Below are 24,013 nucleotides of genomic sequence, written 5' to 3'. Positions count from 1 at the left end.
GTCCTTTTGCGGGAGAGGCACGATGGACACGAACACGTTCACGAAGGGCATCTACACGGCCAAGGCGCATACCCAGCATTCGGCCAACGGGCAGTTCCAGGGTTACGTGATCCTCGCGCGGGACGACGGGGACGACACCGAGAACACGCGCTACGACGTCCACTCGACGAGCCCCAGCGAGGAAGAAGCGTTCGACGAGGCGAAAGCGCTCGCGCACCGGATCCTCGGCGAAATCGAGCTGTAACGCGCACCGCCCTTTCCGGCGCGGCTCAGAGCAGCCGCGCCACCATCGATACCAGCATCGTCAGCACCAGCGTCGACATGAACGGGAACGGGTAGCGCCGCCCGCCGAGCGTCAGCGTGACGTCGCCCGGCATCCGCCCGATGCCGAGCTTGCCGAGCCACGGCCAGCAGCGCGTCAGGATCATCACCGCGACGAACGACGCCATCAGCCAGCGCAGCATGGCGGCCTCAGAGCGCGTGCGAGCGGTCGCCGCGCGCGAACGCGTCGAGCGTGCCGTCGATGCCGCGCGAAAAGGCGATCACCTTGAACAGCTCGCCCATCTCGGCTTCGGAGATCAGCTTCTGAACCGCGTTCGCGGCCGGCAGGAACTGCCGGATATCCGACGGATCGATCGCGGCCAGCGCGTCGGTGATGCCCGCATTCAGCAGGAAGCGCGCCTGCGACGTGTAGCCGAGCAGGTCGGCGCCGGCGGCAATGGCCGCGTCGTGGATGCCGGTGAATTCGACGTGCGCGGTGATGTCCTGCAGGCCCGGGTACAGGAACGGGTCGTCGTGCGCGTGGTGGCGGTAGTGGCACATCAGCGTGCCGCGGTCGCGCTGCGGATGGTAGTACTCGTGCGCGGGAAAGCCGTAGTCGACCAGCAGCACCGCGCCGCGCGCGAGCATCGTGCAGACGGTGCGCGTGAACGCCAGCGCGGCCTCGTGCGTCTCGGTCACGTAGCCGTCGGCGACATCGGCGGCGAGCCCCGCGAGCACCGGCGGCTGGCTGGCCGGCGCGGCCGGCCGATCCTCGAACACGAATGCCTGCCGCGCGTCGAGCGCGACGCCGCGCTCGTGCCATGCGCCGCCTGCCTTCGCAAACAGCCGCACCGGCATTGCATCGAGCACCTCGTTGCCGACCACGACGCCCTCGAACCGCTCGGGCAGCGCGTCGAGCCAGCGCACCTTCGCGGCGAGCGCCGGCGCGGCGGCGGCGATCGTGTCGCGCTGCCGTTCGCGCAGTTCGCCGGACAGGTCGACGATCAGGTATTCGTCGAGTTCGACGCCCAGCGCGTCAAGCGCCGCGAGCAGCCCGGCCGCGAGCTTGCCCGTGCCGGCGCCGAATTCCATCACGCGGCGCGTGCCGCTCGCCGCGAGCGCTTCGGCGACCGGTTGCGCCAGAGTTTGCGCGAACAGCGGCGACAGCTCGGGCGCGGTGACGAAGTCGCTGCCGTCGTCGGCGCGGCGCCCGAACTTGCGCGCGCCGCCGCTGTAATAGCCGAGGCCCGGCGCGTACAGCGCGCGCTCCATGAAGCGGTCGAACGGCAGCCAGCCGCCGGCCGCCGCGATCTCGTCGCGCAGTTGCGCGGCAAGGGTTTCGGACTGCGCGAGCGCGTCAGGGCCGGGAGCAGGTAAACTAGCGGGTTCGTGAGCTTTCGGGTTCATCCCGGCATTGTAAATGACCGTTTCAGCCGATACGTCGACCCCGCGCGTGGTGCTCGTCGCGGGCGCCCTGGGCAGCGCGGCCGACGCCGCGTCGATCGGTCGTGCGCTCGCAACGGAATTCGCACGCCGCGGCTGGGACGTCGCGCTGCAGCGCTGCCACGGCGCGCCGCGCGCGGCCGCCGATGCGATCGTCGCCGAAGTCGCGGCGCTCGGCCGACGCGCCGCCGCGCTCGACGCCGATCTGGCCCTGGAAACCGACGCGGCCGCATTGGTCGCCGCGTGCGGCGCGGCGCTCGGCCGGCCCGCGTGCGCGGTGTTCGTGAGCACCAGTGCGGGCGCCGACGACGCGCACACGGTGGACGGCGCGTCGCTCGCCGGCGCGCTCGCGCGCAACGTGACGGCGCCGCTCGCGCTGGCCCGCGCGCTCGCCGATGCGACGCCGGACGCCGCGCGCGAGCACGAAGCGCTGCGCGCGTGCGCGATCCACGTGCTGGACCAGGCGCTGTTTCACCCGGCGCCGGGGCAGTTGTCGCACGCGCTGATGCAGGCCGCGCTGAACCGCGCGACGTCGGCGCTGGCGCTCGCGCTCGCGCCGCAGGTGCGGGTCGCGGCGCTGGTGCGCGGCCACGCGGCGCACGCGGACGACATCGCGGCAGCCGCCTGCTATCTCGCGAGCGCGCCCGGCGTCACGGGCGCGACGCTGACCGTCGACGGCGGCGAGCACCTCGTGCCGCCCGCCGCCGGCCCGAATGAATGAACCGCGGGCGCGCGGCCTGACTGCCGCCGCCCGCGCCGCTTTGCGTGCGCGCACGCCAATTTGACTGGGACGACCATGTTTTCCGCTCTCCTGCACCCCCGCCTCGCGGATTGCCGCAGGCTCTACCTGCGCGATTACGAGGTGCACATCAACATCGGTGCCTTCGAACACGAGAAGCGCGGCGAGCAGCGCGTCGTCATCAACGTCGACCTGTTCGTGCCGCTCGCGCTGTCCACCCCCGTCGACGATCGTCTCCATGAAGTCGTCGACTACGACCTGATGAAGCAGAGCGTCGCGCAATGCATCGCGCGCGGCCACATCCACCTGCAGGAGACGCTGTGCGACGCGATCGCCGCGCACCTGCTGGCGCACGATGCCGTGCGCGCGGTACGCGTCTGTACCGAGAAACCGGACGCCTATCCGGACTGCGACGCCGTCGGCGTCGAAGTCTTTCGCATCAAGGAAGAGGAGCGCGCATGAACGCCCCCCACATGAACGACACGGCGGCCGACGCCGCCCCCCTCGACGCCGCCGCCCCGGCCGGCCGCCAGGCGCTGACGCGCCGCGAGCAGAAGGAAGCGTACGAGAACAACAAGCTGTTCAAGCGGATCGCGCGCCAGGTCGGCCAGGCGATCGGCGACTACAACATGATCGAGCACGGCGACAAGGTGATGGTCTGCCTGTCGGGCGGCAAGGACAGCTACGCGATGCTCGACGTGCTGCTGCGCCTGCGCGAGCGCGCGCCGATCGACTTCGACATCGTCGCGGTGAACCTCGACCAGAAGCAGCCTGGCTTCCCCGAGCACGTGCTGCCCGAATACCTGAAGCAGGTCGGCGTGCCGTTCCATATCGAGAACCAGGACACCTACAGCATCGTCAAGCGGCTCGTGCCCGAAGGCAAGACGACCTGCTCGCTGTGCTCGCGGCTGCGCCGCGGGATCCTGTACCGCGTGGCCGGCGAGCTCGGCGCGACCAAGATCGCGCTCGGCCACCACCGCGACGACATCGTGCAGACGCTGCTGCTCAACATGTTCTACGGCGGCAAGCTGAAGGGGATGCCGCCGAAGCTGCAGTCGGACGACGGCAAGAACATCGTGATCCGCCCGCTCGCGTACGTGAAGGAAACCGATCTCGAGAAATACGCGGAGCTGCGCGAATTCCCGATCATCCCGTGCAACCTGTGCGGCAGCCAGCCGAACCTGAAGCGCGCGGAAATGAAGGCGCTGATCCGCGAATGGGACAAGCGCTTCCCGGGCCGCGTCGACAACATGTTCAACGCGCTCGCGAAGGTCGTGCCGTCGCACCTGATGGATACGACGCTGTTCCCGTTCACGTCGCTGCGCGCGACAGGCGTTGCCGATCCGCAGGGCGACATCGCGTTCGACGAGGAGCCGTGCGCGTCGGGCGACGACGCAGCGGCGCCGGGCGCCGCCCAACCGATCTCGATCGTCCAGTTCGACGATCTGTAAGCGGGGTCGGAAGACCCGCCGGAACGGGGCCGCCCAGCCCTTTTCCGGCGCTGTCGCCCCGCCGCGACAGGCCCGGAACGACAGGGGCCGCATGCTAAAATGGACGGCTTCGAACTCCTCTGACAAGCTGGCGCCATGAATATCGTGATTTTGGCGGCAGGCACCGGCAAGCGCATGCGTTCCGCGCTGCCGAAAGTGCTTCACCCCCTGGCCGGCAGGCCGCTCCTCTCCCACGTCATCGACACCGCGCGCACGCTGCAGCCGTCCCGGCTCGTCGTCGTCGTCGGTCACGGCGCCGAGCGGGTCCAGGCTGCCGTCGCCGCGCCCGACGTCCAGTTCGCGGTGCAGGCCGAGCAGCTCGGCACCGGCCACGCGGTGCGCCAGGCGCTGCCGCTGCTCGATCCCGCGCAGCCGACGCTCGTGCTGTACGGCGATGTGCCGCTCACCCGCGCGTCGACGCTGCGGCAACTCGTCGACGCCGCGCGCGACGGCCGCTACGGAATTCTGACCGTCACGCTCGACGATCCGACCGGCTATGGCCGCATCGTGCGCGACGCGGCCGGCTTCGTCACGCGCATCGTCGAGCAGAAGGACGCGTCGCCGGAAGAGTTGAAGATCGCCGAGATCAACACCGGCATCATCGTCACGCCCACGGCCCAGCTGTCGATGTGGCTCGGCGCGTTGAAGAACGAAAACGCACAGGGCGAGTACTACCTGACCGACGTCGTCGAGCTCGCGATCGAGGCCGGCTTCGAGGTCGTCACGGCGCAGCCCGACGACGAATGGGAAACGCTCGGCGTGAACAGCAAGGCGCAGCTCGCCGAACTCGAGCGCATCCACCAGCGCAATGTCGCGCAAGCGCTGCTCGTCGACGGCGTCACGCTCGCCGATCCGGCGCGCGTCGACGTGCGCGGCACGCTGCGCTGCGGCCGCGACGTGTCGATCGACGTGAACTGCGTGTTCGAGGGCAACGTGACGCTCGCGGACAACGTGACGATCGGCGCGAACTGCGTGATCCGCAACGCGTCGGTCGGCACCGGCACGCGCATCGACGCGTTCTCGCACATCGACGGCGCCGAGCTCGGCGCGAACACCGTGATCGGCCCGTACGCGCGGCTGCGCCCCGGCGCGCAGCTCGCGGACGAAGCGCACGTCGGCAACTTCGTCGAGGTGAAGAACGCGGTGATCGGCCACGGCTCGAAGGCGAACCACCTCACGTACATCGGCGACGCCGACATCGGCGCGCGCGTGAACATCGGCGCGGGCACGATCACCTGCAACTACGACGGCGCGAACAAGTTCCGCACCGTGATCGACGACGACGTGTTCGTCGGCTCCGACACGCAGCTCGTCGCGCCCGTGCGCGTCGGCCGCGGCGTGACGATCGCGGCCGGCACGACGATCTGGAAGGACGTTGCCGACGGCCTGCTCGTATTGAACGAGAAGACCCAGACGACGAAGAGCGGCTACGTCCGCCCGGTCAAGAAGAAGAGCTGAACCCTTTGCGGGCGCCCCGGCGGCGCCCGCGTCGACTTACAGGACTGACCATTCATGTGCGGCATTGTCGGCGCAGTTGCGCAGCGTAATATCGTTCCGGTGCTGATCGAAGGATTGCGGCGCCTCGAATACCGTGGCTACGACTCGTGCGGCGTCGCCGTGCTCGAGCCGGGCGCGCCGAAGCGCGCGCGCAGCGTCGCGCGCGTCGCCGATCTCGACGCGCAGGTGCGCGAATCGCACCTCGAAGGCACGACCGGCGTCGCGCACACGCGCTGGGCGACGCACGGCGCGCCCGTCACGCACAACGCGCACCCGATCTTCTCGTCGGACGCGCTCGCGCTCGTCCACAACGGCATCATCGAGAACTTCGAGCCGCTGCGCGAAGCGCTGCGCGCGAAGGGCTACGAATTCGTGTCGCAGACCGACACCGAAGTGATCGCGCACCTCGTGCACAGCCTGTATCGCGGCAACCTGTTCGACGCGGTGCGCGAAGCCGTGCAGCAGCTGCACGGCGCGTATGCGATCGCCGTGATCCACAAGGACCAGCCGCACACCGTCGTCGGCGCGCGCCAGGGTTCGCCGCTCGTCGTCGGCCACGGCGAAGGCGAGAACTTCCTCGCATCCGATGCGCTTGCGCTCGCGGGCAGCACCGACCGCTTCACGTTCCTCGAGGAAGGCGACGTGTGCGAGCTGTCGCTCGACGGCGTGAAGATCGTCGATCGCCACGGCGCCACCGTGCAGCGCGAAATCCGCGTCGTCAGCGCATACGGCGGCGCGGTCGAGCTTGGGCCCTATCGCCACTTCATGCAGAAGGAAATCTTCGAGCAGCCGCGCGCGATCGGCGATACCGTGCCGCAAACCGACGCGTTCGACGCGACGCTGTTCGGCGCCGCCGCGCCCGCCGCGTTCGCGGACATCGACAGCCTGCTGATCCTCGCGTGCGGCACGAGCTACTACTCGGGCCTCACCGCGAAGTACTGGCTCGAATCGATCGCGAAAATCCCGACCCAGGTCGAGATCGCAAGCGAATACCGGTACCGCGAGTCGGTGCCGAACCCGCGCCAGCTCGTGCTCGTGATCTCGCAGTCGGGCGAGACGGCCGACACGCTCGCGGCGCTCAAGCATGCGCAGTCGCTCGGCCACACGCATACGCTCGCGGTCTGCAACGTCGCGACGAGCGCGATGGTGCGCCTCACCGAGATGCAGTTCCTGACGCACGCGGGCACCGAGATCGGCGTCGCGTCGACGAAGGCGTTCACGACGCAGCTCGTCGCGCTGTTCGTGCTGGCCGCGACGCTCGGCAAGCTGCGCGGGCACGTCGACGCCGCGCAGGAAGCCGAATTCCTGAAGCAGCTGCGCCACCTGCCGGCCGCGCTGAACAGCGTGCTCGCGCTCGAGCCGCAGATCATCGCGTGGTCGGAGGAATTCGCGCGCAAGGAAAACGCGCTGTTCCTCGGCCGCGGGCTGCACTATCCGATCGCGCTCGAAGGCGCGCTGAAGCTTAAGGAAATCTCGTACATCCACGCCGAGGCCTATCCGGCCGGCGAACTGAAGCACGGGCCGCTCGCGCTCGTCACGGAAGCGATGCCGGTCGTCACGGTCGCGCCGAACGACACGCTGCTCGAGAAGCTGAAGTCGAACATGCAGGAAGTGCGGGCACGCGGCGGCGAGCTGTACGTATTCGCCGATGCCGATACGCAGATCGTCAACGACGACGGTCTGCACGTGATCCGGATGCCGGAACACTACGGGCAACTGTCGCCGATCCTGCACGTCGTGCCGCTGCAGCTGCTCGCGTATCACACCGCGTGCGCGCGCGGCACCGACGTCGACAAGCCGCGGAACCTCGCGAAATCGGTGACGGTGGAGTAAGGCAAGAGACCGATCGGCGCAGCCGGCCCGGCGCACCAACGAAACAGACGGAGAGACAATGGTAAGACTGTTTGGATGCGGATTGCTGGCGCTGACGTTCGCGTCGACGGGCTGGGCCGCCGAGCACTACGTCGAGGTCTGGAACCCGCCCGAGGCGCGACAGCCGGCGGCACGCACGCCGGAAGCCCGTACGCCAGCCGCGCACGCGGGCAAGGGCGCCGAGAAGCACGCGAGCGCAGCGCCGAAAGCCGCCGCGAAGCCGCACAAGCGTCGTGTCGCGCAAACCGTGAAAGCCGCCTCGCGTCGCCCGCCCGCCGCTGCCGAGGCGCCGGCCGCACCGCGCCCCGTCGCGCAGCCCGCGCCGGGCCGTCTCACGGTGATGCAGCCCGCCGGCCCCGACGCGACGCACGCGCTCAATTTCTCCGACATTCCGCGGCAATACACGCCGGACGGCAACGTGCTGCGAGTCGGCACGCACAACCGCTCCGCGGAGGTGACTCGATAATGGAAGCGCAAACCTACCACGGCTACCAGATCTGGGGCCACGCGATCCTGCAGCAGGACGAGATCCTGCAGCCCGAACGCTTCGCGGCGAGCGGCACGATCACGCAGAACAACCGGCTCGTCGAAGCGTCCGGCGTGCTCGGCGTATTCGACACCGAAGATGACGCGCGCGAGGCCGGGCTCGAATGGGCCCGCGCGTGGATCGACAGCCACCGCTGACCGGCGCGCAGCCGACCGCGGATTGACCGCGAACCGCAAACGAAAGAAGGGGCGTCATGGACGCCCCTTCTTTCGTTCGAACCCCGGAAAACTCACACGACAGGCCGCGGCGGCCTCATCGTCGCCTGCGGACGGCCGACGAGCCGCATCAGCACGACGATCGCCGCCAGCGTCGCGACGTACACGGCGATCTGGATGCCCGCCGGACGCGCGGTATAGCCGATCAGCGTATGCAGCGCCTTGCCGACGATGCTCGACTCCTTCAGCAGCCACGACGTGTCCCAGATCGCATCGCCCCACGACGGCACGAGGCCGGCCGCCAGCAGGAAACCGACACACTGGCTCGCCATCCCGGCCGCCAGCAGCACGATCAGCCCGTTGGTGACGGAGAACAGGCGCTTCAGCGGAATCTGCAGCAGCCCCGCGTACATCGCGTAGCCGAGCCCGGCCCCGCCGAGCACGCCGAGCAGCCCGCCGACGATCATCTGCGGCGTCTGCCCCGGATCGCCCGCGGCGATACCGTACAGGAACAGCACGGCCTCGGAGCCTTCGCGCAGCACCGCGACGGCGACCACGATCGCCAGCCCCGTCAGCGGCCGGCTGCCGGCCGCGACGGCCCGTCCGACTTCGCCCATGTGCAGCGCCATCTCGCGGCCGTGCCGGCTCATCCAGATGCAGTGCCAGGCCAGCATCAGCGTCGCGACGAACATCACGCCCGCGTTGAATACTTCCTGCCCCATGCCGGACGCCCACTGCGAGATCACGTCGGCGAACGCCGCGATCAGGCCCGCGCCGACCACGCCGCCGACGAGCCCGCCGCCGACCCACCAGCCGCGCCGCGGCACGCCCTTCGTGGCGGCCATCACGATCGAGACCACCAGCGCGGCCTCGAGCACTTCACGAAAGACAATCAGCGCGGTAGACAGCATGGCGGGATTCGCTTACTTGACGGTCAGGTGGGTCTTCGACTGCGCTTCGTGATACTCGTCGTGAAACTCGTAGGTGCCGGCCTTCAGCGGCCCGGCCAGGATTTCGACCGACTTGCCGGCGGGAATGATCTTCTCGGCCTTGAAGTCGTCGCTCTCGAATTCCGCGGGCGTCGCATCGAGGTTCTTCACGACGAACTTCACTTTCTTGCCGGCCGGAATCGTCACGCCATCGGGCGAAAACTTGTGGTCCTTCAGCGTCAGGTTGACGACGTCATCGGCGGCGAATGCGGTGGCGGCCGACGCGCCCAGCAGGACAGCGGCGAAACCCAGTGCGAAACGGTTCATGTATGTAATGAAATGAAATTTCGAAGAATATTGATACTAAGATCGATTCGCATTTCCATATCGCGTACCCTCACTTGCGTTATGGAGATAGCGCTTCATAAGCACGTGCCGCGCGTTGCCAGGCAAGGCGCTCATCGCACGGCGGCGGCCGCGCATCGACGTCAATCGGGAAAGATTCCGACTGACACATGCGACTGCCCTCTTATTCGTCTGACCTCACCCTGACGAATCATTTCGCCGCGCCGGGCGACAACGCATGCATCGGGCTGCATGAATGTGCTTGACCTTCCCACCATGGCAAGCTTCATGCTGGCCCTGCTCGTCAATCGTCAACTCAGGAGAACACGATGGAATTCGAAGTCCAGGACATGACCTGCGGCGGCTGCGCCAATGCAATCACGCGCGCGGTGACGGCCGCCGATCCCGCCGCGAAGCTCGACATCGACGTCGCGGCAAAGATCGTCAAGGTCGAATCGGCGCAAGGCGCCGAGCGCGTGCAGTCGATCATCGAAGCCGCCGGCTTCCACCCCGCGCTGCGCACCGCATAACGCGGGCTTCCGGCTGCGGGCCGCGGGCGCACCGCCGAGCGGCGCTGCGCCCACGGCATCGCGTCAGCGCAGCCGGATCAGCGTCGACTTCAGTTCGGTGTACTTCTCGAGCGCATGCAGCGACTTGTCGCGGCCGTTGCCCGACTGCTTGTAGCCGCCGAACGGGAAGTTCATGTCGCCGCCCTCGTCGTAGCAGTTCACCCACACCGTGCCCGCGCGCAGCCGGCGCGACACGTCGTGTGCGGTCGTCAGGTTCGACGTCCATACGGCCGCGGCCAGCCCGTATTCGGTGTCGTTCGCGATCCGCACGGCCTCGTCGACGTCGTCGAACACGATCACCGACAGCACGGGCCCGAAGATCTCCTCGCGCGCGATCTTCGCATCGGGCTTCACCTCGAACACCGTCGGCTCGACGTAGAAGCCGCCCGTTTCCTCCTTCACGCGCGCACCACCCGTGACGAGCCTGCCTTCGCTGCGCCCCGCCTCGATATAGCCGAGCACGCGCTCGAGCTGGATACCGTCGACGATCGCGCCCATCGACACCGACGGGTCGAGCGGATTGCCGGGCACGTAAGCACGCGCGGCCGCCACGAGCTTCTCGATGAATACGTCCTTGATGTCGCGATGCACGAGCAGCCGCGAGCCGGCCGTGCACATCTCGCCCATGTTGTAGAAGATCGCGCCGGCCGCAGCCTGCGCGGCGCGGTCGAGATCGGGACAATCGGGCAGCACGATGTTCGGCGACTTGCCGCCGAGTTCGAGCCACGCGCGCTTCAGGTTCGATTGCGCGGCGTACTGCATGATCAGCTTGCCGACCGCCGTCGACCCGGTGAACGCGATGCAGTCGACGTCGCGATGCAGCGCGAGCAGCCTGCCGGGCTCGCCTGCGCCCGGCACGACGTTGAACACGCCGGCCGGGATGCCGGCTTCGTATGCGAGCTGCGCGACGCGGATCGCGGTCAGCGGCGATTTCTCCGACGGCTTCAGCACCACGCTGTTGCCTGCCGCGAGCGCGGGGCCGAATTTCCACGCGGCCATCAGGATCGGGAAGTTCCACGGCACGACGGCCGCCACCACGCCGACCGGCTCGCGCGTGACGAGGCCGACGAGATGATGATCGGCCGGCGCAACTTCGCCGCCGACCTTGTCGATCGCTTCCGCAAACCACTCGACGCAGTACGCGGCGCCCGGCACGTCGACCGTCGTCGTGTCGCCGATCGGCTTGCCCGCGTCGAGCGTCTCGAGCAGCGACAGTTCGTCGAGATGCTCGTGCATCAGCGCGGCCCAGCGCAGCAGCACGGCCTTGCGCGCACGCGGATTCAGGCCGGCCCACACGCCCGCGTCGAATGCGCGGCGCGCGGCCGCCACCGCCGCATTCACGTCGGCTTCGCCGCATTCTGCGACCTTCGCCAGCACGCGGCCGTCGATCGGGCTCACGCAGTCGAACGTCTTGCCGCCCTGCGCGTCGCGCAACGCGCCGTCGATGAATGCGCGCCCTTCGATCGCGAGCGACGCCGCCTTGTCCTGCCAGTCAGCCAAAGTCAACTTGTTCATCAGGATGCCTTATGTTGTGGCATTCGCGGTGCGACGCGCCGCGCGCATCATGCGCGGCCGGCCGCGAATGCGGTGACGCGCGGTCAGAAGGTTGCCGGCGAATTGGCCGATACGACCTCGCAGATCTGTTCCGCGCTGGGATTGCGAAAACGGTGCGGCAAACGGCTTTCGAAGTAGTAGCCGTCTCCGGGGTCGAGCAGCCACGTCGCGCCGTCGACGGTCAGCTCGAGCCGGCCCGATACGACGACGCCGCCCTCGTGCCCCGCGTGTACGAGCATCTCGGGCCCCGTATCGGCGTGCGGCTGGTAGATCTCGCGCAGGATGCACATGTTGCGGTCCTTCACGCTCGCGCCGACCAGATGAAACGCGAGCGTGTCGTTGCCCAGGTTCGGCATCTCGTCGCGACGCGAGACGACCGTGCGCGATTCGACGAGCTCGAACGTGAAGAATTCCGCGAGACTCATCGGAATGCATTCGAGCAACTTCTTCAGCGAACCGACCGACGGGCTCACGCGGCCCTGTTCGATCAGCGAGATCGTGCCGTTGGTCACGCCGGCGCGCTTCGCGAGTTCGCGCTGCGACAGGCCATGCTTGTTGCGCACGAAACGCAGGCGCTCGGCGACTTCGGTGGACATCGATTCGGTTTCGGACACGATAAGTGCGATGACAAAGTGAAACGACGCGGTGGACAGCCGTTGAATATTCTAATCACTTTATGCCGTGCATCAGCGGGGAAAACCCTGAAAGGCGTTCGAAATAATGAACACCTCGCCGACTATTCCTTTTGCGAATCTTTTGTTCGCATTGCTCGGGAAAGCCCTGATACAGGACCGTTAAAAAACATTTGACGCCGTTTTTGGCTCGTATATGCTGGCTCTCAGGTCAGCGTCATTTGGCTTTCACAGGCAGCAAAACGCGTTACCGCAACGCAAAAATTGATGCCCGTCAATGTAAATGACGCGGGACCGGCGCCTTGATTATTTTAAACGCTCAGCGCGTTGAAACGGTCAGGTGTTCAATACTTTCAACAACCCAGTCGAGTGTAATCGTGAGAGTCCGTGGCCCTCTGGTGAGGTGGGATCGAAGCGTGGCGCGAAGTTCGCGCAGCGCGGCGTCCCCTTCCGATGGCAGTTGCGGCTGGCATAGTCCTCGCCTGCAGCATCTGTCGATCTACACAATCCTTTCTCGTCGTTCCGTTCGGCGCCACAACGCCGTTTCCGCACGCGCATTCGTCGCCGTCGATACCGACGAAGTGGCGTCGCTGCTGCCGTAGCGCCTCTCCTTTCTTTACGTCGTTCGTTTCGTTTGCCGATTCGCCAACCGCATCGTCCATGCGGTGACGGAACGCGTTCGCGCATTCGTTGCCGCGTCGCTCGCGTCACGTATCGCAACAAAACGAACGACGGCCTGATCGTCGCGCGCAGCGCGGATCGCCACGTCATCCCGCTGCGCCCATTCATCAGCGGCCTTGCGCTCTGCGCCAGGCTGCGGGGCCGTGTCGTGCCTGCGTTTTGCGGTATCCGACCCGACGCACGCCACAGCCCTATGGATTACTGATTGACGTCATGGAAAGGAAACCCCTCGTCGGCATCACTGCCGACCACACGCAAATCGGCGCACACGCGTCGCATACGGTCGGCGACAAATACGTCGCCGCGATCGTCGACGGCGCGCAGGCGCTCGCGATGGTGTTGCCCGCGCTCGGCGAGCGCCAGTCGGTCGACGACATCCTCGACACGGTCGACGGCTTGTTGTTTACCGGCAGCTACTCGAACGTCGAGCCGCACCTGTATGGCGGCGAGCCGAGCGCGCCCGGCACGAAGCACGACCCGGCTCGCGATGCGACGACGCTGCCGCTGCTGCGCGCGGCGATCGCCGCAGGCGTGCCGGTGCTCGCCGTCTGCCGCGGCTTCCAGGAGCTGAACGTCGTCTACGGCGGCACGCTGCATCAGCGCGTGCACGACGTTCCGGGCCTCGCCGATCACCGCGAGGACAACGCCGCGCCGATGGACACGCAATACGGCCCCGCACACGTCGTGCACCTGACGCCCGGCGGCAAGCTGCATGCGCTCGCCGGCGGCCGCGATGAAGTGCGCGTGAACTCGCTGCACCAGCAGGGCATCGCGCAGCTCGGCTCCGGCCTCACCGTCGAAGCCGTCGCACCGGACGGCCTGATCGAGGCCGTCAGCGTCGTCGATGCACCGGCTTTCGCACTCGCCGTGCAATGGCACCCGGAATGGCGGCATGCGCAGGACCCGCTGTCGAGCGCGATCTTCCGCGCCTTCGGCGACGCCTGCCGCGCCCGCCGCACTGCCCGCACGCGCGCCACGGCCGCCGCTGCGCTCGCCTGAGCGCGCCGACCAACTTACGAGAACAGACATGCAAGACATCGAAGACTTTCTGAAACAACACCGGATCACCGAAGTCGAGGCGATCATTCCCGACATGGCCGGCATCGCGCGCGGCAAGATCACGCCGCGCAACAAGTTCACGTCCGGCGAATCGATGCGGCTGCCGCAGGCCGTGATGGTGCAGACCGTCACCGGCGAATATCCGGAAGACGGCTCGCTGACCGGCGTGACCGATCCCGACATGGTGTGCGTGCCCGACGAGTCGACGATCCGCCTGATCCCGTGGGCCGTCGATCCGACCGCGCAGGTGATCCACGACTGCGTGCACTTCGACGGCTCGCCGGTCGAGATCTCGCCGCGCTACGTGCTGCGCCGCGTGCTCGAGCTGTACAAGGCGAAGGGCTGGAAGCCCGTCGTCGCGCCGGAACTCGAGTTCTATCTGGTCGACATGAACAAGGACCCCGACCTGCCGCTGCGCCCGCCGGTCGGCCGCACGGGCCGCCCCGAAACGGGCCGCCAGTCGTATTCGATCGAGGCCGTCAACGAGTTCGATCCGCTGTTCGAGGACATCTACGAGTACTGCGAAGCACAGAACCTCGACATCGACACGCTGATCCACGAAGTCGGCGCCGCACAGATGGAGATCAACTTCATGCACGGCGACGCGCTGTCGCTGGCCGACCAGGTGTTCCTGTTCAAGCGCACGGTGCGCGAGGCCGCGCTGCGTCACAACATGTACGCGACGTTCATGGCCAAGCCGATGGAAAACGAGCCGGGTTCGGCGATGCACGTGCACCAGAGCATCGTCGACGAGGAAACGGGCCAGAACCTGTTCACGTCGCAGGAAACCGGCGGCGCGACGTCGATGTTCTACAACTACCTCGCGGGGCTGCAGAAGTACACGCCGGCGCTGATGCCGATCTTCGCGCCGTACATCAACTCGTATCGCCGGCTGTCGCGCTTCATGGCCGCGCCGATCAACGTGCAGTGGGGCTACGACAACCGCACGGTCGGCTTCCGCATCCCGCACTCGGGCCCGGCGGCACGCCGCATCGAGAACCGCATCCCGGGCGTCGACTGCAACCCGTACCTCGCGCTCGCCGCGACGCTCGCGGCCGGCTACCTCGGCATGACGCAACGCCTGGAGCCGACCGAGCCGCTCGTCAGCGACGGCTACGACCTGCCGTACCAGTTGCCGCGCAACCTCGAGGAAGGGCTGACGCTGATGGCCGCGTGCGAGCCGCTCGGCGAGATCCTCGGCCACAAGTTCCTGAAGGCGTATTTCGCGCTGAAGGAAACCGAATACGAAGCGTTCTTCCGCGTGATCAGCTCGTGGGAACGCCGCCATCTGCTGCTGCACGTCTAAGCGCGCGCACAACCGCCATACGGAATCACGGAGGAAACATGACTTACCGCAACGAATCTGCCTGGATCCAGCCGGCCGCGCCGGCCGCCGCGCCGCGCGCGACGCAGGCACGCTCGACCGCCGAATACCGTGCGCTCGACGCCGCGCACCACATCCACCCGTTCTCGGACATGGGCGCGCTGAACCGCGCGGGCAGCCGCGTGATCGTGAAGGCCGACGGCGTCTACCTGTGGGACTCGGACGGCAACAAGATCATCGACGGGATGGCCGGCCTCTGGTGCGTGAACGTCGGCTATGGCCGCAAGGAACTCGCCGATGCCGCGTATCGCCAGCTGCAGGAACTGCCGTTCTACAACACCTTCTTCAAGACGACGCATCCGCCGGTGATCGAGCTTTCCGCGATGCTCGCGGAAGTGACGCCCGCCGGCTTCAACCACTTCTTCTATTGCAACAGCGGCTCGGAAGGCAACGACACCGTGCTGCGCCTCGTGCACCAGTACTGGCGCGTGCAGGGCAAGCCACAGAAGAAGTACGTGATCTCGCGCAAGAACGGCTACCACGGTTCGACGATCGCGGGCGGCACGCTCGGCGGCATGGGCTACATGCACGAGCAGATGCCGTCGAAGGTCGAGCACATCGTGCATATCGATCAACCGTATTTCTTCGGCGAAGCGCAGCCGGGCGAAACCCCGGAAGCGTTCGGCCTCGCGCGCGCGCAGCAGCTCGAAGCGAAGATTCTCGAACTCGGTGCGGAGAACGTCGCGGCGTTCATCGGCGAGCCGTTCCAGGGCGCGGGCGGCGTGATCTTCCCGCCGTCGACGTACTGGCCGGAAATCCAGCGGATCTGCCGCAAGTACGACATCCTGCTGGTCGCCGACGAAGTGATCGGCGGCTTCGGCCGCACCGGCGAATGGTTCGCACACCAGCACTTCGGCTTCGAGCCGGATCTGATCACGATGGCGAAGGGCCTCACGTCGGGTTATGTGCCGATGGGCGCGGTCGGCATTCACGAGCGTGTTGCACGGCCGATCATCGACAACGGCGAATTCAACCACGGCCTCACGTACTCGGGCCACCCGGTCGCCGCGGCCGTCGCGGTCGCGAACCTGAAGCTGCTGCGCGACGAAGGGATCGTCGAGCGCGTGAAGAGCGACACGGGCCCGTACTTCCAGGCGCTGATGCGCGAAACCTTCGCGCGTCACCCTATCGTCGGCGAAGTGCACGGCCACGGCCTCGTCGCGAGTCTGCAGCTCGCCGAAGCGCCGGCCGAACGTCGCCGCTTCGCGAACGGCGGCGACGTCGGCACGATCTGCCGCGACTTCTGCTTCAACGGCAACCTGATCATGCGTGCGACCGGCGACCGGATGCTGCTGTCGCCGCCGCTCGTGATCTCGCGTCAGGAAATCGATGAACTCGTGTCGAAGGCGAAGAAGGCCGTCGATGCAACCGCCCAGCAACTGGGTATTTCGTAACGGCCTTGCCTACAGGCGTGCGGCGGGCGCCGCACGCTGCCATAACCAGGGGAACTCCACCATGCGTGCCTGCTTTCTTCGCCAAGCCTGTTCCGTTGCCGCCCTCGCCGCCGCGGCAGCATTCACGTCGGTCGCCAGCCCGTCGGCGCGTGCCGACGAGCTGAATGTCTACAACTGGTCCGACTACATCGCACCGGACACGATCCCGAACTTCCAGAAGCAGACGGGCATCCACGTCAAGTACGACAACTACGACAGCGACGACACGTTGCAGGCGAAGCTGCTTGCCGGCAGTTCGGGCTACGACATCGTCGTGCCGACGTCGAACTACATGGCCAAGCAGATCCAGGCCGGCGTGTACCAGAAACTCGACAAGTCGAAGATCCCGAACCTCGCGAACCTCGACCCGCTGCTGATGAAGATGATCTCGGATGCCGATCCGGGCAACCAGTACGGCGTCCCCTGGGCCTTTGGCACGGACGGCATCGGCTACAACGCGCAGGCGGTGAAGAAGGCACTCGGCGACAAGGCGCCCGTCGACAGCTGGGCACTGGTGTTCGATCCGGCCAACATGGAGAAGCTGAAGAGCTGCGGCGTATCGTTCCTCGACCAGGCCGTCGACGTGTTCGCCGCCACGCTGCAGTACATGGGCAAGGATCCGAACAGCAAGAACCCCGGCGACTACCAGGCTGCATTCGAAGTCCTGAAGAAAGTCCGCCCGTACATCACCCAGTTCAACTCGTCCGGCTACATCAACGACCTCGCGAACAACGACGTATGCGTCGCGCTCGGCTGGTCGGGCGACATCGGCATCGCGCACCGCCGCTCGTCGGAAGCGAAGCGCTCGTACGACATCAAGTTCTCGAACCCGAAGGAAGGCGGCCTGCTGTGGTTCGACGTGATGGTGATCCCGAAGGATGCGCCGCACCCCGAGGCTGCACTGAAGTGGATCAACTACGTGTCCGATCCGAAGGTCAACGCGGCGATCACCAACACGGTGTTCTACCCGACCGCGAACAAGGCCGCGCACCAGTTCGTCACGCCGGCCGTTGCGCAGGACCCGACCGTTTATCCGCCTGAAGACGTGCTGAAGAAGATGGTGCTGATGAAGCCGATGCCGGCCGACATCCTGCGCCTCGAGAACCGTCTGTGGGCGCAGCTGAAAACCGGCCACTGATCGCCACGCATCACGGCGGCGCAGGCATCGCTCCACGCCTGCGCGCCTGAGATTCGCGGACCTCCGTCCGCCCGCGCGCGTCGCGCGCACTGTTCCATCCGGCACGAGCCGTTGTCCGCGAGTCGCGTTGCGCGCCTCGTGCGGGGACGCTCACGCCTGCAATCCGTGAAGAACGAATGGTGACTCCCATGCAATCGATACCCTCTTCCGCTGCTGCACGACAGATTCAACCGGCCGCCGCGGCCCGCACGCAAAACGACGCGTTCGTGCGCATCGAAAACGTCGTGAAGAAATTCGGCGACAGCACGGCCGTCGACAACGTGAACCTGACGATCGCGAAGAACGAGCTGTTCGCGCTGCTCGGCAGCTCGGGCTGCGGCAAGTCGACGCTGCTGCGCATGCTCGCCGGGCTCGAAACGGCGACCTCCGGCAAGATCTTCGTCGACGGCGAGGACCTCGCGTCGCTGCCGCCGTACCGCCGCCCGGTCAACATGATGTTCCAGTCGTACGCGCTGTTCCCGCACATGACGGTCGAATCGAACGTCGCGTTCGGCCTGAAGCAGGAAGGCACGCCGAAGAACGAGATCAAGGAGCGCGTGGCCGACGCGCTCGCGCTCGTGCAGATGAGCAAGTACGCGAAGCGCAAGCCGCACCAGCTTTCGGGCGGCCAGCAGCAGCGCGTCGCGCTGGCGCGCTCGCTGGTCAAGCGCCCGAAGCTGCTGCTGCTCGACGAGCCGATGTCCGCGCTCGACAAGAAGATCCGCCAGAAGACCCAGCTCGAACTCGTGAACATCATCGAGAAGGTCGACGTGACCTGCGTGATGGTCACGCACGACCAGGAAGAAGCGATGACGATGGCGAGCCGCCTCGCGGTGATGAGCGAAGGCAAGATCGTGCAGATCGGCACGCCCGGCGAAGTCTACGAATACCCGAACAGCCGCTTCTCGGCCGAATTCATCGGCTCGACCAACCTGTTCGAAGGGCGCGTCGTCGAGGACGAGCCGGATCACATCTTCGTCGAAAGCGACGACCTCGAAGCACGCATGTACGTCAGCCACGGCGTGACGGGCCCGCTCGGGATGCCGGTCGGCATCTCGGTGCGCCCGGAACGCGTGCACGTATCGCGCGACAAACCGGGCTCGAAACACAACTGGGCGCGCGGCGTCGTCACCGATATCGCGTACATGGGCAGCTACTCGCTGTATCACGTGCGCTTGCCGAGCGGCAAGACGGTCGTGTCGAACCTGTCGAGCTCGCACCTGATGACCGACAGCGCGCCCGCGTGGAACGACGACGTGTTCGTGTCGTGGTCGCCGGCCAGCGGCGTCGTGCTGACGCAATGAGGACGACACGATGAGAACCTCCGCTTCCACTCCGTCCGCGCCGGTGTCGACCGGCGCCGCGAGCACCGGCGCCGCCCGGGCTCGTCCGGGCCGCTTCGCCGCGCTGTCGCGCTTCCTGCCGTCAGGCCGCAGCATCGCGATCGGCGTGCCGTTCCTGTGGCTCGCGGTCTTCTTCGCACTGCCGTTCGTGCTGGTGCTGAAGATCAGCTTCGCCGACCAGGTGATGGGCATTCCGCCGTACACGTCGCTCGTCGAGTTCAAGGACGGCGTCGTGCACTTCGCGCTGCAGCTGTCGCACTACGCGTTCCTGCTGCAGGACGACCTGTACATCGCGACCTACCTCAGCTCGCTGAAGATGGCCGCCGTGTCGACGGTGCTGTGCCTGCTGATCGGTTATCCGATGGCGTACTACATCGCGCGCGCCGAGCCGAACCGGCGCAACGTGCTGATGATGGCCGTGATGCTGCCGTTCTGGACGTCGTTCCTGATCCGCGTGTACGCATGGATCGGGATCCTGAAGGACGACGGTCTGCTGAACCACACGCTGATCGCGCTCGGCATCATCCACACGCCGCTGCGGCTGTACCACAGCGATGCAGGCGTCTACATCGGCATGGTCTATTCGTACCTGCCGTTCATGGTGATGCCGCTGTACGCGCACCTCGTGAAGATGGACCTGACGTTGCTCGAAGCCGCGTACGACCTCGGTGCCAGGCCGTGGGTCGCGTTCACGCGGATCACGCTGCCGCTGTCGAAGAACGGGATCATCGCCGGCAGCCTGCTGGTGTTCATTCCGGCGGTCGGCGAATACGTGATTCCGGAACTGCTCGGCGGCGCCGACACGCTGATGATCGGCCGCGTGATGTGGGATGAATTCTTCAACAACATGGACTGGCCGATGGCGTCCGCGGTGACGGTCGCGATGGTGATGCTGCTGCTGGTGCCGATGGCGCTGTTCCAGTACTACCAGGTCAAGGAACTGGAGGAAGCGAAATGATCAAGCCGAGCAAACCGCTGTCGACGGGCGTTCTCGCCTTCGGCTTCCTGTTCCTGTACATCCCGATCATCAGCCTGGTCGTGTACTCGTTCAACGAGTCGAAGCTGGTGACGGTGTGGTCGGGCTTCTCGCTGAAGTGGTACGCGTCGCTGTGGCAGGACGACGAGTTGCTGAGCGCCGCGTGGCTGTCGCTGAAGATCGGCCTGCTGACGGCCACCGCGTCGGTCGTGATCGGCACGTGGGCGGGTTTCGTGCTCGCGCGCTTCGGCCGCTTCAGGGGCTTCACGCTGTACACGGGGATGATCAACGCGCCGCTGGTGATTCCGGAAGTGATCCAGGGCATCTCGCTGCTGCTGCTGTTCGTTGCGCTGGAGCAGATGTTCGGCTGGCCGAAGGGCCGCGGGATGGTGACGATCTGGATCGGTCACGTGATGCTGTGCGTGTCGTACGTGGCGATCATCGTGCAGTCGCGCGTGAAGGAGATGAACAAGTCGCTGGAAGAGGCAGCGCTGGATCTGGGCGCGACGCCGCTGAAGGTGTTCTTCGTGGTGACGCTGCCGCTGATCTCGCAGGCGCTGCTGTCGGGCTGGCTGCTGTCGTTCACGCTGTCGATCGACGACCTGGTGCTGTCGGCGTTCCTGTCGGGGCCGGGGTCGACGACGCTGCCGCTGGTGGTGTTCTCGCGCGTGCGGCTCGGGCTGAACCCGGAGATGAACGCACTGGCGACGCTGTTCATCACGGCCGTGACGATCGGCGTGATCGTCGTGAACCGGATGATGATCGCGCGCGAGCGGCGCCGCGTGGCCGACATGAAGGCGGCGTTCGCGGTGGCGTGAGCCTCCCCTTTTCTTTTCATCGATAACAAGACCCGCGCGCCGCGCCCTGCGGCGCGCGAACCGATCGCACTTTGACTGGCGCACGACAAGGAGAATCCGCAATGAAGAAGAAACTGATCTGCCTGCTGGTGGCCGGCGCGTTGCCGGGCATCGCGCTGGCCGACTCGACATCCGCCGAGATCAAGGCGCTGCAGGCGCAGGTCGCGGCGCTGCAGAAGCAGATGAAGGCGATGCAGGCGCAGCTCGCCGCGAAGCCGGGCGGCGCCGCTGTCGCGCAAGCCGGTGCGAAGGCCGGCGCGGCGCCGGTTGCGGTGACCGTCGATCCGGGCTCGCCCGACTACGGCAAGGCGCAGGCCACGCTGACCAACGACGAGGTCAGCGACATGAAGCAGCAGATCGCGAACCAGCAGCTGAAGGTCGACTCGCTGACCGATGCGGCCAACACGGGCCCGCTCGCCGGCCTGTCGGTGACCGGCTACATCGATCCGACCTACATCTACAACCGCGCGGCCGGCACGTCGTCGTTCCTGTTCGCGAACCACGAGAACGCGTACAACTACTTCAACAGCACGTTTGGCGATCTCTACCTCGACATCAAGAAGACGTTCGGCGTCGGCCCGATGGCGCCGTCTGCCGAGATCACGCTGATGCCGAACCGCGGCAACGGCATCACGCTGCTGCAGAACTCGCGCGGCTCGATCACCGACAACCTGCTGAACACGGCGGTCATCAACGTGCCGATCACCGCCACGACGACGCTGGTCGCCGGCCTGATCCCGAGCTTCGGCGGCTACGAGGTGCAGCAGTCGAACCAGATGCTCACGCTCACGCACAACCTGCTGTACGATTTCTCGGATCCGGGCAGCTACGTCGGTGTCGGCGCGAACTACACGAAGGGCAACTGGGCGTGGAAGTTCTTCCTCGGCAACGAGCAGTACCGCACGTACGGTTCGGTCACGCAGACGGGCACCAACGCGCTCGGCGACCCGATCAGCACCAGCAACAAGGTGCCGACCTTCACCGCGCGCGCGGACTACACGTGGTCGAGCGCGCTCGATATCGGCGGGTCGTTCAACATCGGGCGGCAGACGCTGGCGAGCGCGATCGACGACCAGGGCGTCGTCCACTACGGCCCGGGCGGTGCGGCGCCGAGCGCATACGGTTCGTTCTTCTTCGGCGAACTCGACGCGACCTATACGCTCGCCGATATTCAGTACAACGCCGAAGTCGACTACGGCCGGCAGCAGCACGCGGCATTCAACGGCGGGCTCGCGCAGTGGTACGGCCTGTCGCTGCTCGCGCACCGCAAGTTCAACGCGCCGGTGGTCGGCCGCATGGGCGTGACGCTGCGCTACGACCTGCTCGCCAACACGAAGAACGGCGGCGGCGGCGGCGGCATCGCGCTGAACGGCAACGGGATGGATCCGAACAACGGTTTCGGCGTCGACGCGGACTGCCTCGCGATGTCGAAGGCCGGCGGCGGCCTGGGCTTCGAGTGCAAGGGCGCCGTGCGCCAGGACGTCGCGCTCGACCTGCTGTTCTATCCGACCCAGCAGATCACCGTGAAGGTCGAATACCGGCACGACTGGGCGAACAACAAGGTGTTCCTGCGCAACGACGGTTCGTACGGCAAGTCCAACGACCTGCTCGCGACTCAGTTCATCTATTCGTTCTGACGCAGCACACGCGGGACGCCGTGCCGCGTGCACGGCGTCCCGCGCCGTTTTTGCCGGCCGGATCGCGGTGCGTCGCGCACCGTCTGCCGGCCGTAAAGAGGGAGTCGACTTGATGACGCAGTCTTTCACCCGCCGCGCCGATGCGCTCGCGCGCGACTCGTACTATGAAGCGACGGCCACGCGGCCCGCGGTCGATGACCCGGTACTCGACGATGGAGTCGACGTCGACGTCTGCGTGATCGGCGCCGGCTTCGCGGGCCTGTCGACGGCGCTCGACTGCCGCGCGCGCGGGCTGTCGGTCGCCGTGATCGATGCGCACCGGCCCGGCTGGGGCGCGTCGGGCCGCAACGGCGGCCAGGCGATCACCGGCTTCGCGAAGGACGACGAGATCGAGCGGCAGCTCGGTGCCGACGGCGCGCGCGCCGCGTGGTCGCTGTCGCTCGACGGCGTCGCGCTGATCGCCGAGCGGATCGCGCGCTACGGGATCGACTGCGACTTCACGCGCGGCTACCTGACGGTCGCGACGAAGCCGCGCCGTATCGACGACCTGCGCGCGTGGATGGACGCCGCGACGTCGCGCTGGGGCCATCCGTCGCTCGCGTGGCTCGACACCGGCGCGATCCGCGCGCGCATCGCGTCGACGCGCTACCTGGCCGGGGTGCACGATCCGCTGTCGGGCCATCTGCATCCGCTCAAGTATTGCCTTGGCCTCGCCGAAGCCGCGCGCCGCGAAGGCGTCGCGCTGTATGCGCACACGCCCGCGCTCGACATCGTGCGCGGTGCGCGGCCCGTCGTACGCACGCCGTCGGGCGAGGTGCGCTGCCGCTTCGTCGTATCGTGCTGCAACGCGGGCCCCGGTGGCGTGCTGCCGGCCGCGACCGCCGCGCGCATCGCGCCGATCGCGTCGTACATCATCGCGACCGAGCCGCTCGGCCAGGCACGCGCCGACGCACTGATCGCACGCCGCGAAGCCGTGTGCGACAACAACTTCTTCCTCGACTATTTCCGGCTGTCGGCCGACCACCGGATGCTGTTCGGCGGCCGCGCGAATTCGGCCGGCGCATCGCCCGCGACGCTCGCCGAAACGATTCGGCAGCGCATGGTCGGCGTATTCCCGCAGCTTGGCGACGTGCGCGTCGACCACGCGTGGGGTGGTTTCGTCGACGTCACGCGCAACCGCGCGCCGGATTTCGGCGCGCTCGATCCGAACTTCTTCTACGTGCAGGGTTTCAGCGGGCACGGCGTCGCGCTCACCGGCATCGCCGGACGCGCGGTCGCCGGCGCGATCGCGGGCGACACGCGCGCATTCGACCTGTTCGCGCGCGTGCGCCACCGGCGCTTCCCCGGCGGCGACGCATGGCGGCAACCCGCGCTCGAACTCGGGATGCTGTACCACCGCGTGCGCGAGCTATTCTGACTTTCTCCGTTCTCCT

At 67.0% G+C, this 24,013-nt stretch carries 25 protein-coding genes; 19 read left to right on the top strand and 6 right to left on the bottom strand.

The features are described 5' to 3' along the window. The first annotated feature begins 22 nt into the window (after nt 1-22). Complete coding sequence (locus tag DM992_RS04975) at nt 23-244, top strand: hypothetical protein (protein WP_096471929.1); 222 nt, start codon at nt 23-25, stop codon at nt 242-244. Nucleotides 245-269: 25 nt separating this feature from the next. Here DM992_RS04975 and DM992_RS04970 read toward each other — a convergent pair whose 3' ends face one another. Then, the gene (locus tag DM992_RS04970; protein ID WP_006484654.1) at nt 270-464 is read right to left on the bottom strand and encodes a DUF2905 domain-containing protein; all 195 of its coding nucleotides are present in this window, start codon (nt 462-464) and stop codon (nt 270-272) included. Between the two features lie 7 nt (nt 465-471). Continuing rightward, nucleotides 472-1,668 (bottom strand): SAM-dependent methyltransferase, encoded by a 1,197-nt coding sequence (locus tag DM992_RS04965; protein WP_111015952.1) that lies wholly within the window; start codon nt 1,666-1,668, stop codon nt 472-474. 13 nt (nt 1,669-1,681) lie between these two features. On the opposite strand from DM992_RS04965, the gene DM992_RS04960 reads away from it, so the two are divergent. From DM992_RS04960 to DM992_RS04930, 7 genes are all read left to right on the top strand, one after another. Then, nucleotides 1,682-2,425, top strand: coding sequence for an SDR family oxidoreductase (locus tag DM992_RS04960; RefSeq protein WP_111015951.1), 744 nt, complete (start codon nt 1,682-1,684; stop codon nt 2,423-2,425). 75 nt (nt 2,426-2,500) lie between these two features. After that, a complete protein-coding gene (locus DM992_RS04955; RefSeq protein WP_111015950.1) occupies nt 2,501-2,905 on the top strand; it encodes a dihydroneopterin aldolase in 405 nt (134 codons plus the stop codon). Further along, the gene (gene ttcA, locus DM992_RS04950) at nt 2,902-3,894 is read left to right on the top strand and encodes a tRNA 2-thiocytidine(32) synthetase TtcA (RefSeq protein WP_111015949.1); all 993 of its coding nucleotides are present in this window, start codon (nt 2,902-2,904) and stop codon (nt 3,892-3,894) included. The genes DM992_RS04955 and ttcA overlap by 4 nt, the downstream gene beginning before the upstream one ends. Before the next feature lie 135 nt (nt 3,895-4,029). Further along, nucleotides 4,030-5,391, top strand: coding sequence for a bifunctional UDP-N-acetylglucosamine diphosphorylase/glucosamine-1-phosphate N-acetyltransferase GlmU (glmU, locus tag DM992_RS04945; protein ID WP_111015948.1), 1,362 nt, complete (start codon nt 4,030-4,032; stop codon nt 5,389-5,391). A gap of 54 nt (nt 5,392-5,445) precedes the next feature. Next, nucleotides 5,446-7,263: a glutamine--fructose-6-phosphate transaminase (isomerizing) gene (glmS, locus tag DM992_RS04940; RefSeq protein WP_111015947.1), complete on the top strand. Its 1,818-nt coding sequence runs from the start codon at nt 5,446-5,448 to the stop codon at nt 7,261-7,263. A 58-nt stretch (nt 7,264-7,321) separates the two neighbouring features. After that, nucleotides 7,322-7,768, top strand: a complete 447-nt coding sequence (locus DM992_RS04935) for a hypothetical protein (RefSeq protein WP_111015946.1) — start codon at nt 7,322-7,324, stop codon at nt 7,766-7,768. Beyond that, nucleotides 7,768-7,986 (top strand): hypothetical protein, encoded by a 219-nt coding sequence (locus DM992_RS04930; protein WP_111015945.1) that lies wholly within the window; start codon nt 7,768-7,770, stop codon nt 7,984-7,986. The genes DM992_RS04935 and DM992_RS04930 overlap by 1 nt, the downstream gene beginning before the upstream one ends. A gap of 92 nt (nt 7,987-8,078) precedes the next feature. Here the strand turns inward: DM992_RS04930 and DM992_RS04925 are convergent, their stop codons facing one another. Beyond that, nucleotides 8,079-8,915 (bottom strand): FTR1 family protein, encoded by an 837-nt coding sequence (locus DM992_RS04925; RefSeq protein ID WP_111015944.1) that lies wholly within the window; start codon nt 8,913-8,915, stop codon nt 8,079-8,081. 12 nt (nt 8,916-8,927) lie between these two features. Further along, on the bottom strand, nt 8,928-9,260 hold the full coding sequence (locus DM992_RS04920) for a cupredoxin domain-containing protein (RefSeq protein ID WP_111015943.1): 333 nt from the start codon (nt 9,258-9,260) through the stop codon (nt 8,928-8,930). Nucleotides 9,261-9,607: 347 nt separating this feature from the next. Here DM992_RS04920 and DM992_RS04915 point away from each other — a divergent pair, with 347 nt between their 5' ends. Then, a complete protein-coding gene (locus DM992_RS04915) occupies nt 9,608-9,808 on the top strand; it encodes a heavy-metal-associated domain-containing protein (protein ID WP_021162112.1) in 201 nt (66 codons plus the stop codon). 63 nt (nt 9,809-9,871) lie between these two features. On the opposite strand, the gene DM992_RS04910 is transcribed toward DM992_RS04915, so the two are convergent. Together DM992_RS04910 and DM992_RS04905 are read right to left on the bottom strand one after the other, a co-directional pair. After that, complete coding sequence (locus tag DM992_RS04910) at nt 9,872-11,362, bottom strand: aldehyde dehydrogenase (protein WP_111015942.1); 1,491 nt, start codon at nt 11,360-11,362, stop codon at nt 9,872-9,874. A gap of 83 nt (nt 11,363-11,445) precedes the next feature. Beyond that, on the bottom strand, nt 11,446-11,997 hold the full coding sequence (locus DM992_RS04905) for a cupin domain-containing protein (protein ID WP_034179449.1): 552 nt from the start codon (nt 11,995-11,997) through the stop codon (nt 11,446-11,448). 413 nt (nt 11,998-12,410) lie between these two features. On the opposite strand from DM992_RS04905, the gene DM992_RS42600 reads away from it, so the two are divergent. The 10 genes from DM992_RS42600 (at nt 12,411) to DM992_RS04855 (ending at nt 23,997) form a co-directional block, all read left to right on the top strand. After that, the gene (locus DM992_RS42600) at nt 12,411-12,635 is read left to right on the top strand and encodes a hypothetical protein (RefSeq protein WP_072437498.1); all 225 of its coding nucleotides are present in this window, start codon (nt 12,411-12,413) and stop codon (nt 12,633-12,635) included. A 292-nt stretch (nt 12,636-12,927) separates the two neighbouring features. Further along, the gene (locus DM992_RS04895; protein WP_111015941.1) at nt 12,928-13,713 is read left to right on the top strand and encodes a gamma-glutamyl-gamma-aminobutyrate hydrolase family protein; all 786 of its coding nucleotides are present in this window, start codon (nt 12,928-12,930) and stop codon (nt 13,711-13,713) included. A 28-nt stretch (nt 13,714-13,741) separates the two neighbouring features. After that, the gene (locus DM992_RS04890; RefSeq protein WP_111015940.1) at nt 13,742-15,079 is read left to right on the top strand and encodes a glutamine synthetase family protein; all 1,338 of its coding nucleotides are present in this window, start codon (nt 13,742-13,744) and stop codon (nt 15,077-15,079) included. 38 nt (nt 15,080-15,117) lie between these two features. Beyond that, nucleotides 15,118-16,551, top strand: coding sequence for an aspartate aminotransferase family protein (locus tag DM992_RS04885; RefSeq protein WP_111015939.1), 1,434 nt, complete (start codon nt 15,118-15,120; stop codon nt 16,549-16,551). 61 nt (nt 16,552-16,612) lie between these two features. Then, complete coding sequence (locus DM992_RS04880) at nt 16,613-17,728, top strand: polyamine ABC transporter substrate-binding protein (RefSeq protein ID WP_111015938.1); 1,116 nt, start codon at nt 16,613-16,615, stop codon at nt 17,726-17,728. 188 nt (nt 17,729-17,916) lie between these two features. Beyond that, nucleotides 17,917-19,071, top strand: coding sequence for a polyamine ABC transporter ATP-binding protein (gene potA / locus DM992_RS04875; protein WP_111015937.1), 1,155 nt, complete (start codon nt 17,917-17,919; stop codon nt 19,069-19,071). A 10-nt stretch (nt 19,072-19,081) separates the two neighbouring features. Then, a complete protein-coding gene (locus DM992_RS04870; RefSeq protein WP_111015936.1) occupies nt 19,082-20,068 on the top strand; it encodes an ABC transporter permease subunit in 987 nt (328 codons plus the stop codon). Continuing rightward, nucleotides 20,065-20,904, top strand: a complete 840-nt coding sequence (locus DM992_RS04865) for an ABC transporter permease subunit (RefSeq protein ID WP_034179243.1) — start codon at nt 20,065-20,067, stop codon at nt 20,902-20,904. Before DM992_RS04870 ends, DM992_RS04865 begins: the two co-directional genes overlap by 4 nt. Nucleotides 20,905-21,005: 101 nt before the next feature. Then, the gene (locus tag DM992_RS04860; protein ID WP_111015935.1) at nt 21,006-22,580 is read left to right on the top strand and encodes a DUF3138 family protein; all 1,575 of its coding nucleotides are present in this window, start codon (nt 21,006-21,008) and stop codon (nt 22,578-22,580) included. A 112-nt stretch (nt 22,581-22,692) separates the two neighbouring features. Beyond that, complete coding sequence (locus DM992_RS04855; protein WP_111015934.1) at nt 22,693-23,997, top strand: FAD-binding oxidoreductase; 1,305 nt, start codon at nt 22,693-22,695, stop codon at nt 23,995-23,997. Nucleotides 23,998-24,013 lie beyond the last annotated feature (16 nt).

The organism is Burkholderia sp. JP2-270 (genome assembly GCF_003233675.1).
GTDB classification, from domain to species: Bacteria; Pseudomonadota; Gammaproteobacteria; order Burkholderiales; family Burkholderiaceae; genus Burkholderia; species Burkholderia pyrrocinia_C.
This window is presented reverse-complemented; position numbering and strand designations above follow the sequence as displayed.

Bases quoted from the DNA above. Each gene is read 5' to 3' on its own strand.
- DM992_RS04910 (WP_111015942.1), bottom strand. From the start codon at position 11,362: ATGAACAAGTTGACTTTGGCTGACTGGCAGGACAAGGCGGCGTCGCTC.
- DM992_RS04920 (WP_111015943.1), bottom strand. From the start codon at position 9,260: ATGAACCGTTTCGCACTGGGTTTCGCCGCTGTCCTGCTGGGCGCGTCG.
- DM992_RS04970 (WP_006484654.1), bottom strand. From the start codon at position 464: ATGCTGCGCTGGCTGATGGCGTCGTTCGTCGCGGTGATGATCCTGACG.
- DM992_RS04860 (WP_111015935.1), top strand. From the start codon at position 21,006: ATGAAGAAGAAACTGATCTGCCTGCTGGTGGCCGGCGCGTTGCCGGGC.
- DM992_RS04865 (WP_034179243.1), top strand. From the start codon at position 20,065: ATGATCAAGCCGAGCAAACCGCTGTCGACGGGCGTTCTCGCCTTCGGC.
- DM992_RS04975 (WP_096471929.1), top strand. From the start codon at position 23: ATGGACACGAACACGTTCACGAAGGGCATCTACACGGCCAAGGCGCAT.
- DM992_RS04895 (WP_111015941.1), top strand. From the start codon at position 12,928: ATGGAAAGGAAACCCCTCGTCGGCATCACTGCCGACCACACGCAAATC.
- DM992_RS04925 (WP_111015944.1), bottom strand. From the start codon at position 8,915: ATGCTGTCTACCGCGCTGATTGTCTTTCGTGAAGTGCTCGAGGCCGCG.
- potA (WP_111015937.1), top strand. From the start codon at position 17,917: ATGCAATCGATACCCTCTTCCGCTGCTGCACGACAGATTCAACCGGCC.
- DM992_RS04905 (WP_034179449.1), bottom strand. From the start codon at position 11,997: ATGTCCACCGAAGTCGCCGAGCGCCTGCGTTTCGTGCGCAACAAGCAT.
- glmU (WP_111015948.1), top strand. From the start codon at position 4,030: ATGAATATCGTGATTTTGGCGGCAGGCACCGGCAAGCGCATGCGTTCC.
- DM992_RS04890 (WP_111015940.1), top strand. From the start codon at position 13,742: ATGCAAGACATCGAAGACTTTCTGAAACAACACCGGATCACCGAAGTC.
- ttcA (WP_111015949.1), top strand. From the start codon at position 2,902: ATGAACGCCCCCCACATGAACGACACGGCGGCCGACGCCGCCCCCCTC.
- DM992_RS04870 (WP_111015936.1), top strand. From the start codon at position 19,082: ATGAGAACCTCCGCTTCCACTCCGTCCGCGCCGGTGTCGACCGGCGCC.
- DM992_RS04960 (WP_111015951.1), top strand. From the start codon at position 1,682: ATGACCGTTTCAGCCGATACGTCGACCCCGCGCGTGGTGCTCGTCGCG.
- glmS (WP_111015947.1), top strand. From the start codon at position 5,446: ATGTGCGGCATTGTCGGCGCAGTTGCGCAGCGTAATATCGTTCCGGTG.
- DM992_RS04855 (WP_111015934.1), top strand. From the start codon at position 22,693: ATGACGCAGTCTTTCACCCGCCGCGCCGATGCGCTCGCGCGCGACTCG.
- DM992_RS04885 (WP_111015939.1), top strand. From the start codon at position 15,118: ATGACTTACCGCAACGAATCTGCCTGGATCCAGCCGGCCGCGCCGGCC.
- DM992_RS04930 (WP_111015945.1), top strand. From the start codon at position 7,768: ATGGAAGCGCAAACCTACCACGGCTACCAGATCTGGGGCCACGCGATC.
- DM992_RS04955 (WP_111015950.1), top strand. From the start codon at position 2,501: ATGTTTTCCGCTCTCCTGCACCCCCGCCTCGCGGATTGCCGCAGGCTC.
- DM992_RS04935 (WP_111015946.1), top strand. From the start codon at position 7,322: ATGGTAAGACTGTTTGGATGCGGATTGCTGGCGCTGACGTTCGCGTCG.
- DM992_RS04915 (WP_021162112.1), top strand. From the start codon at position 9,608: ATGGAATTCGAAGTCCAGGACATGACCTGCGGCGGCTGCGCCAATGCA.
- DM992_RS04880 (WP_111015938.1), top strand. From the start codon at position 16,613: ATGCGTGCCTGCTTTCTTCGCCAAGCCTGTTCCGTTGCCGCCCTCGCC.
- DM992_RS04965 (WP_111015952.1), bottom strand. From the start codon at position 1,668: ATGAACCCGAAAGCTCACGAACCCGCTAGTTTACCTGCTCCCGGCCCT.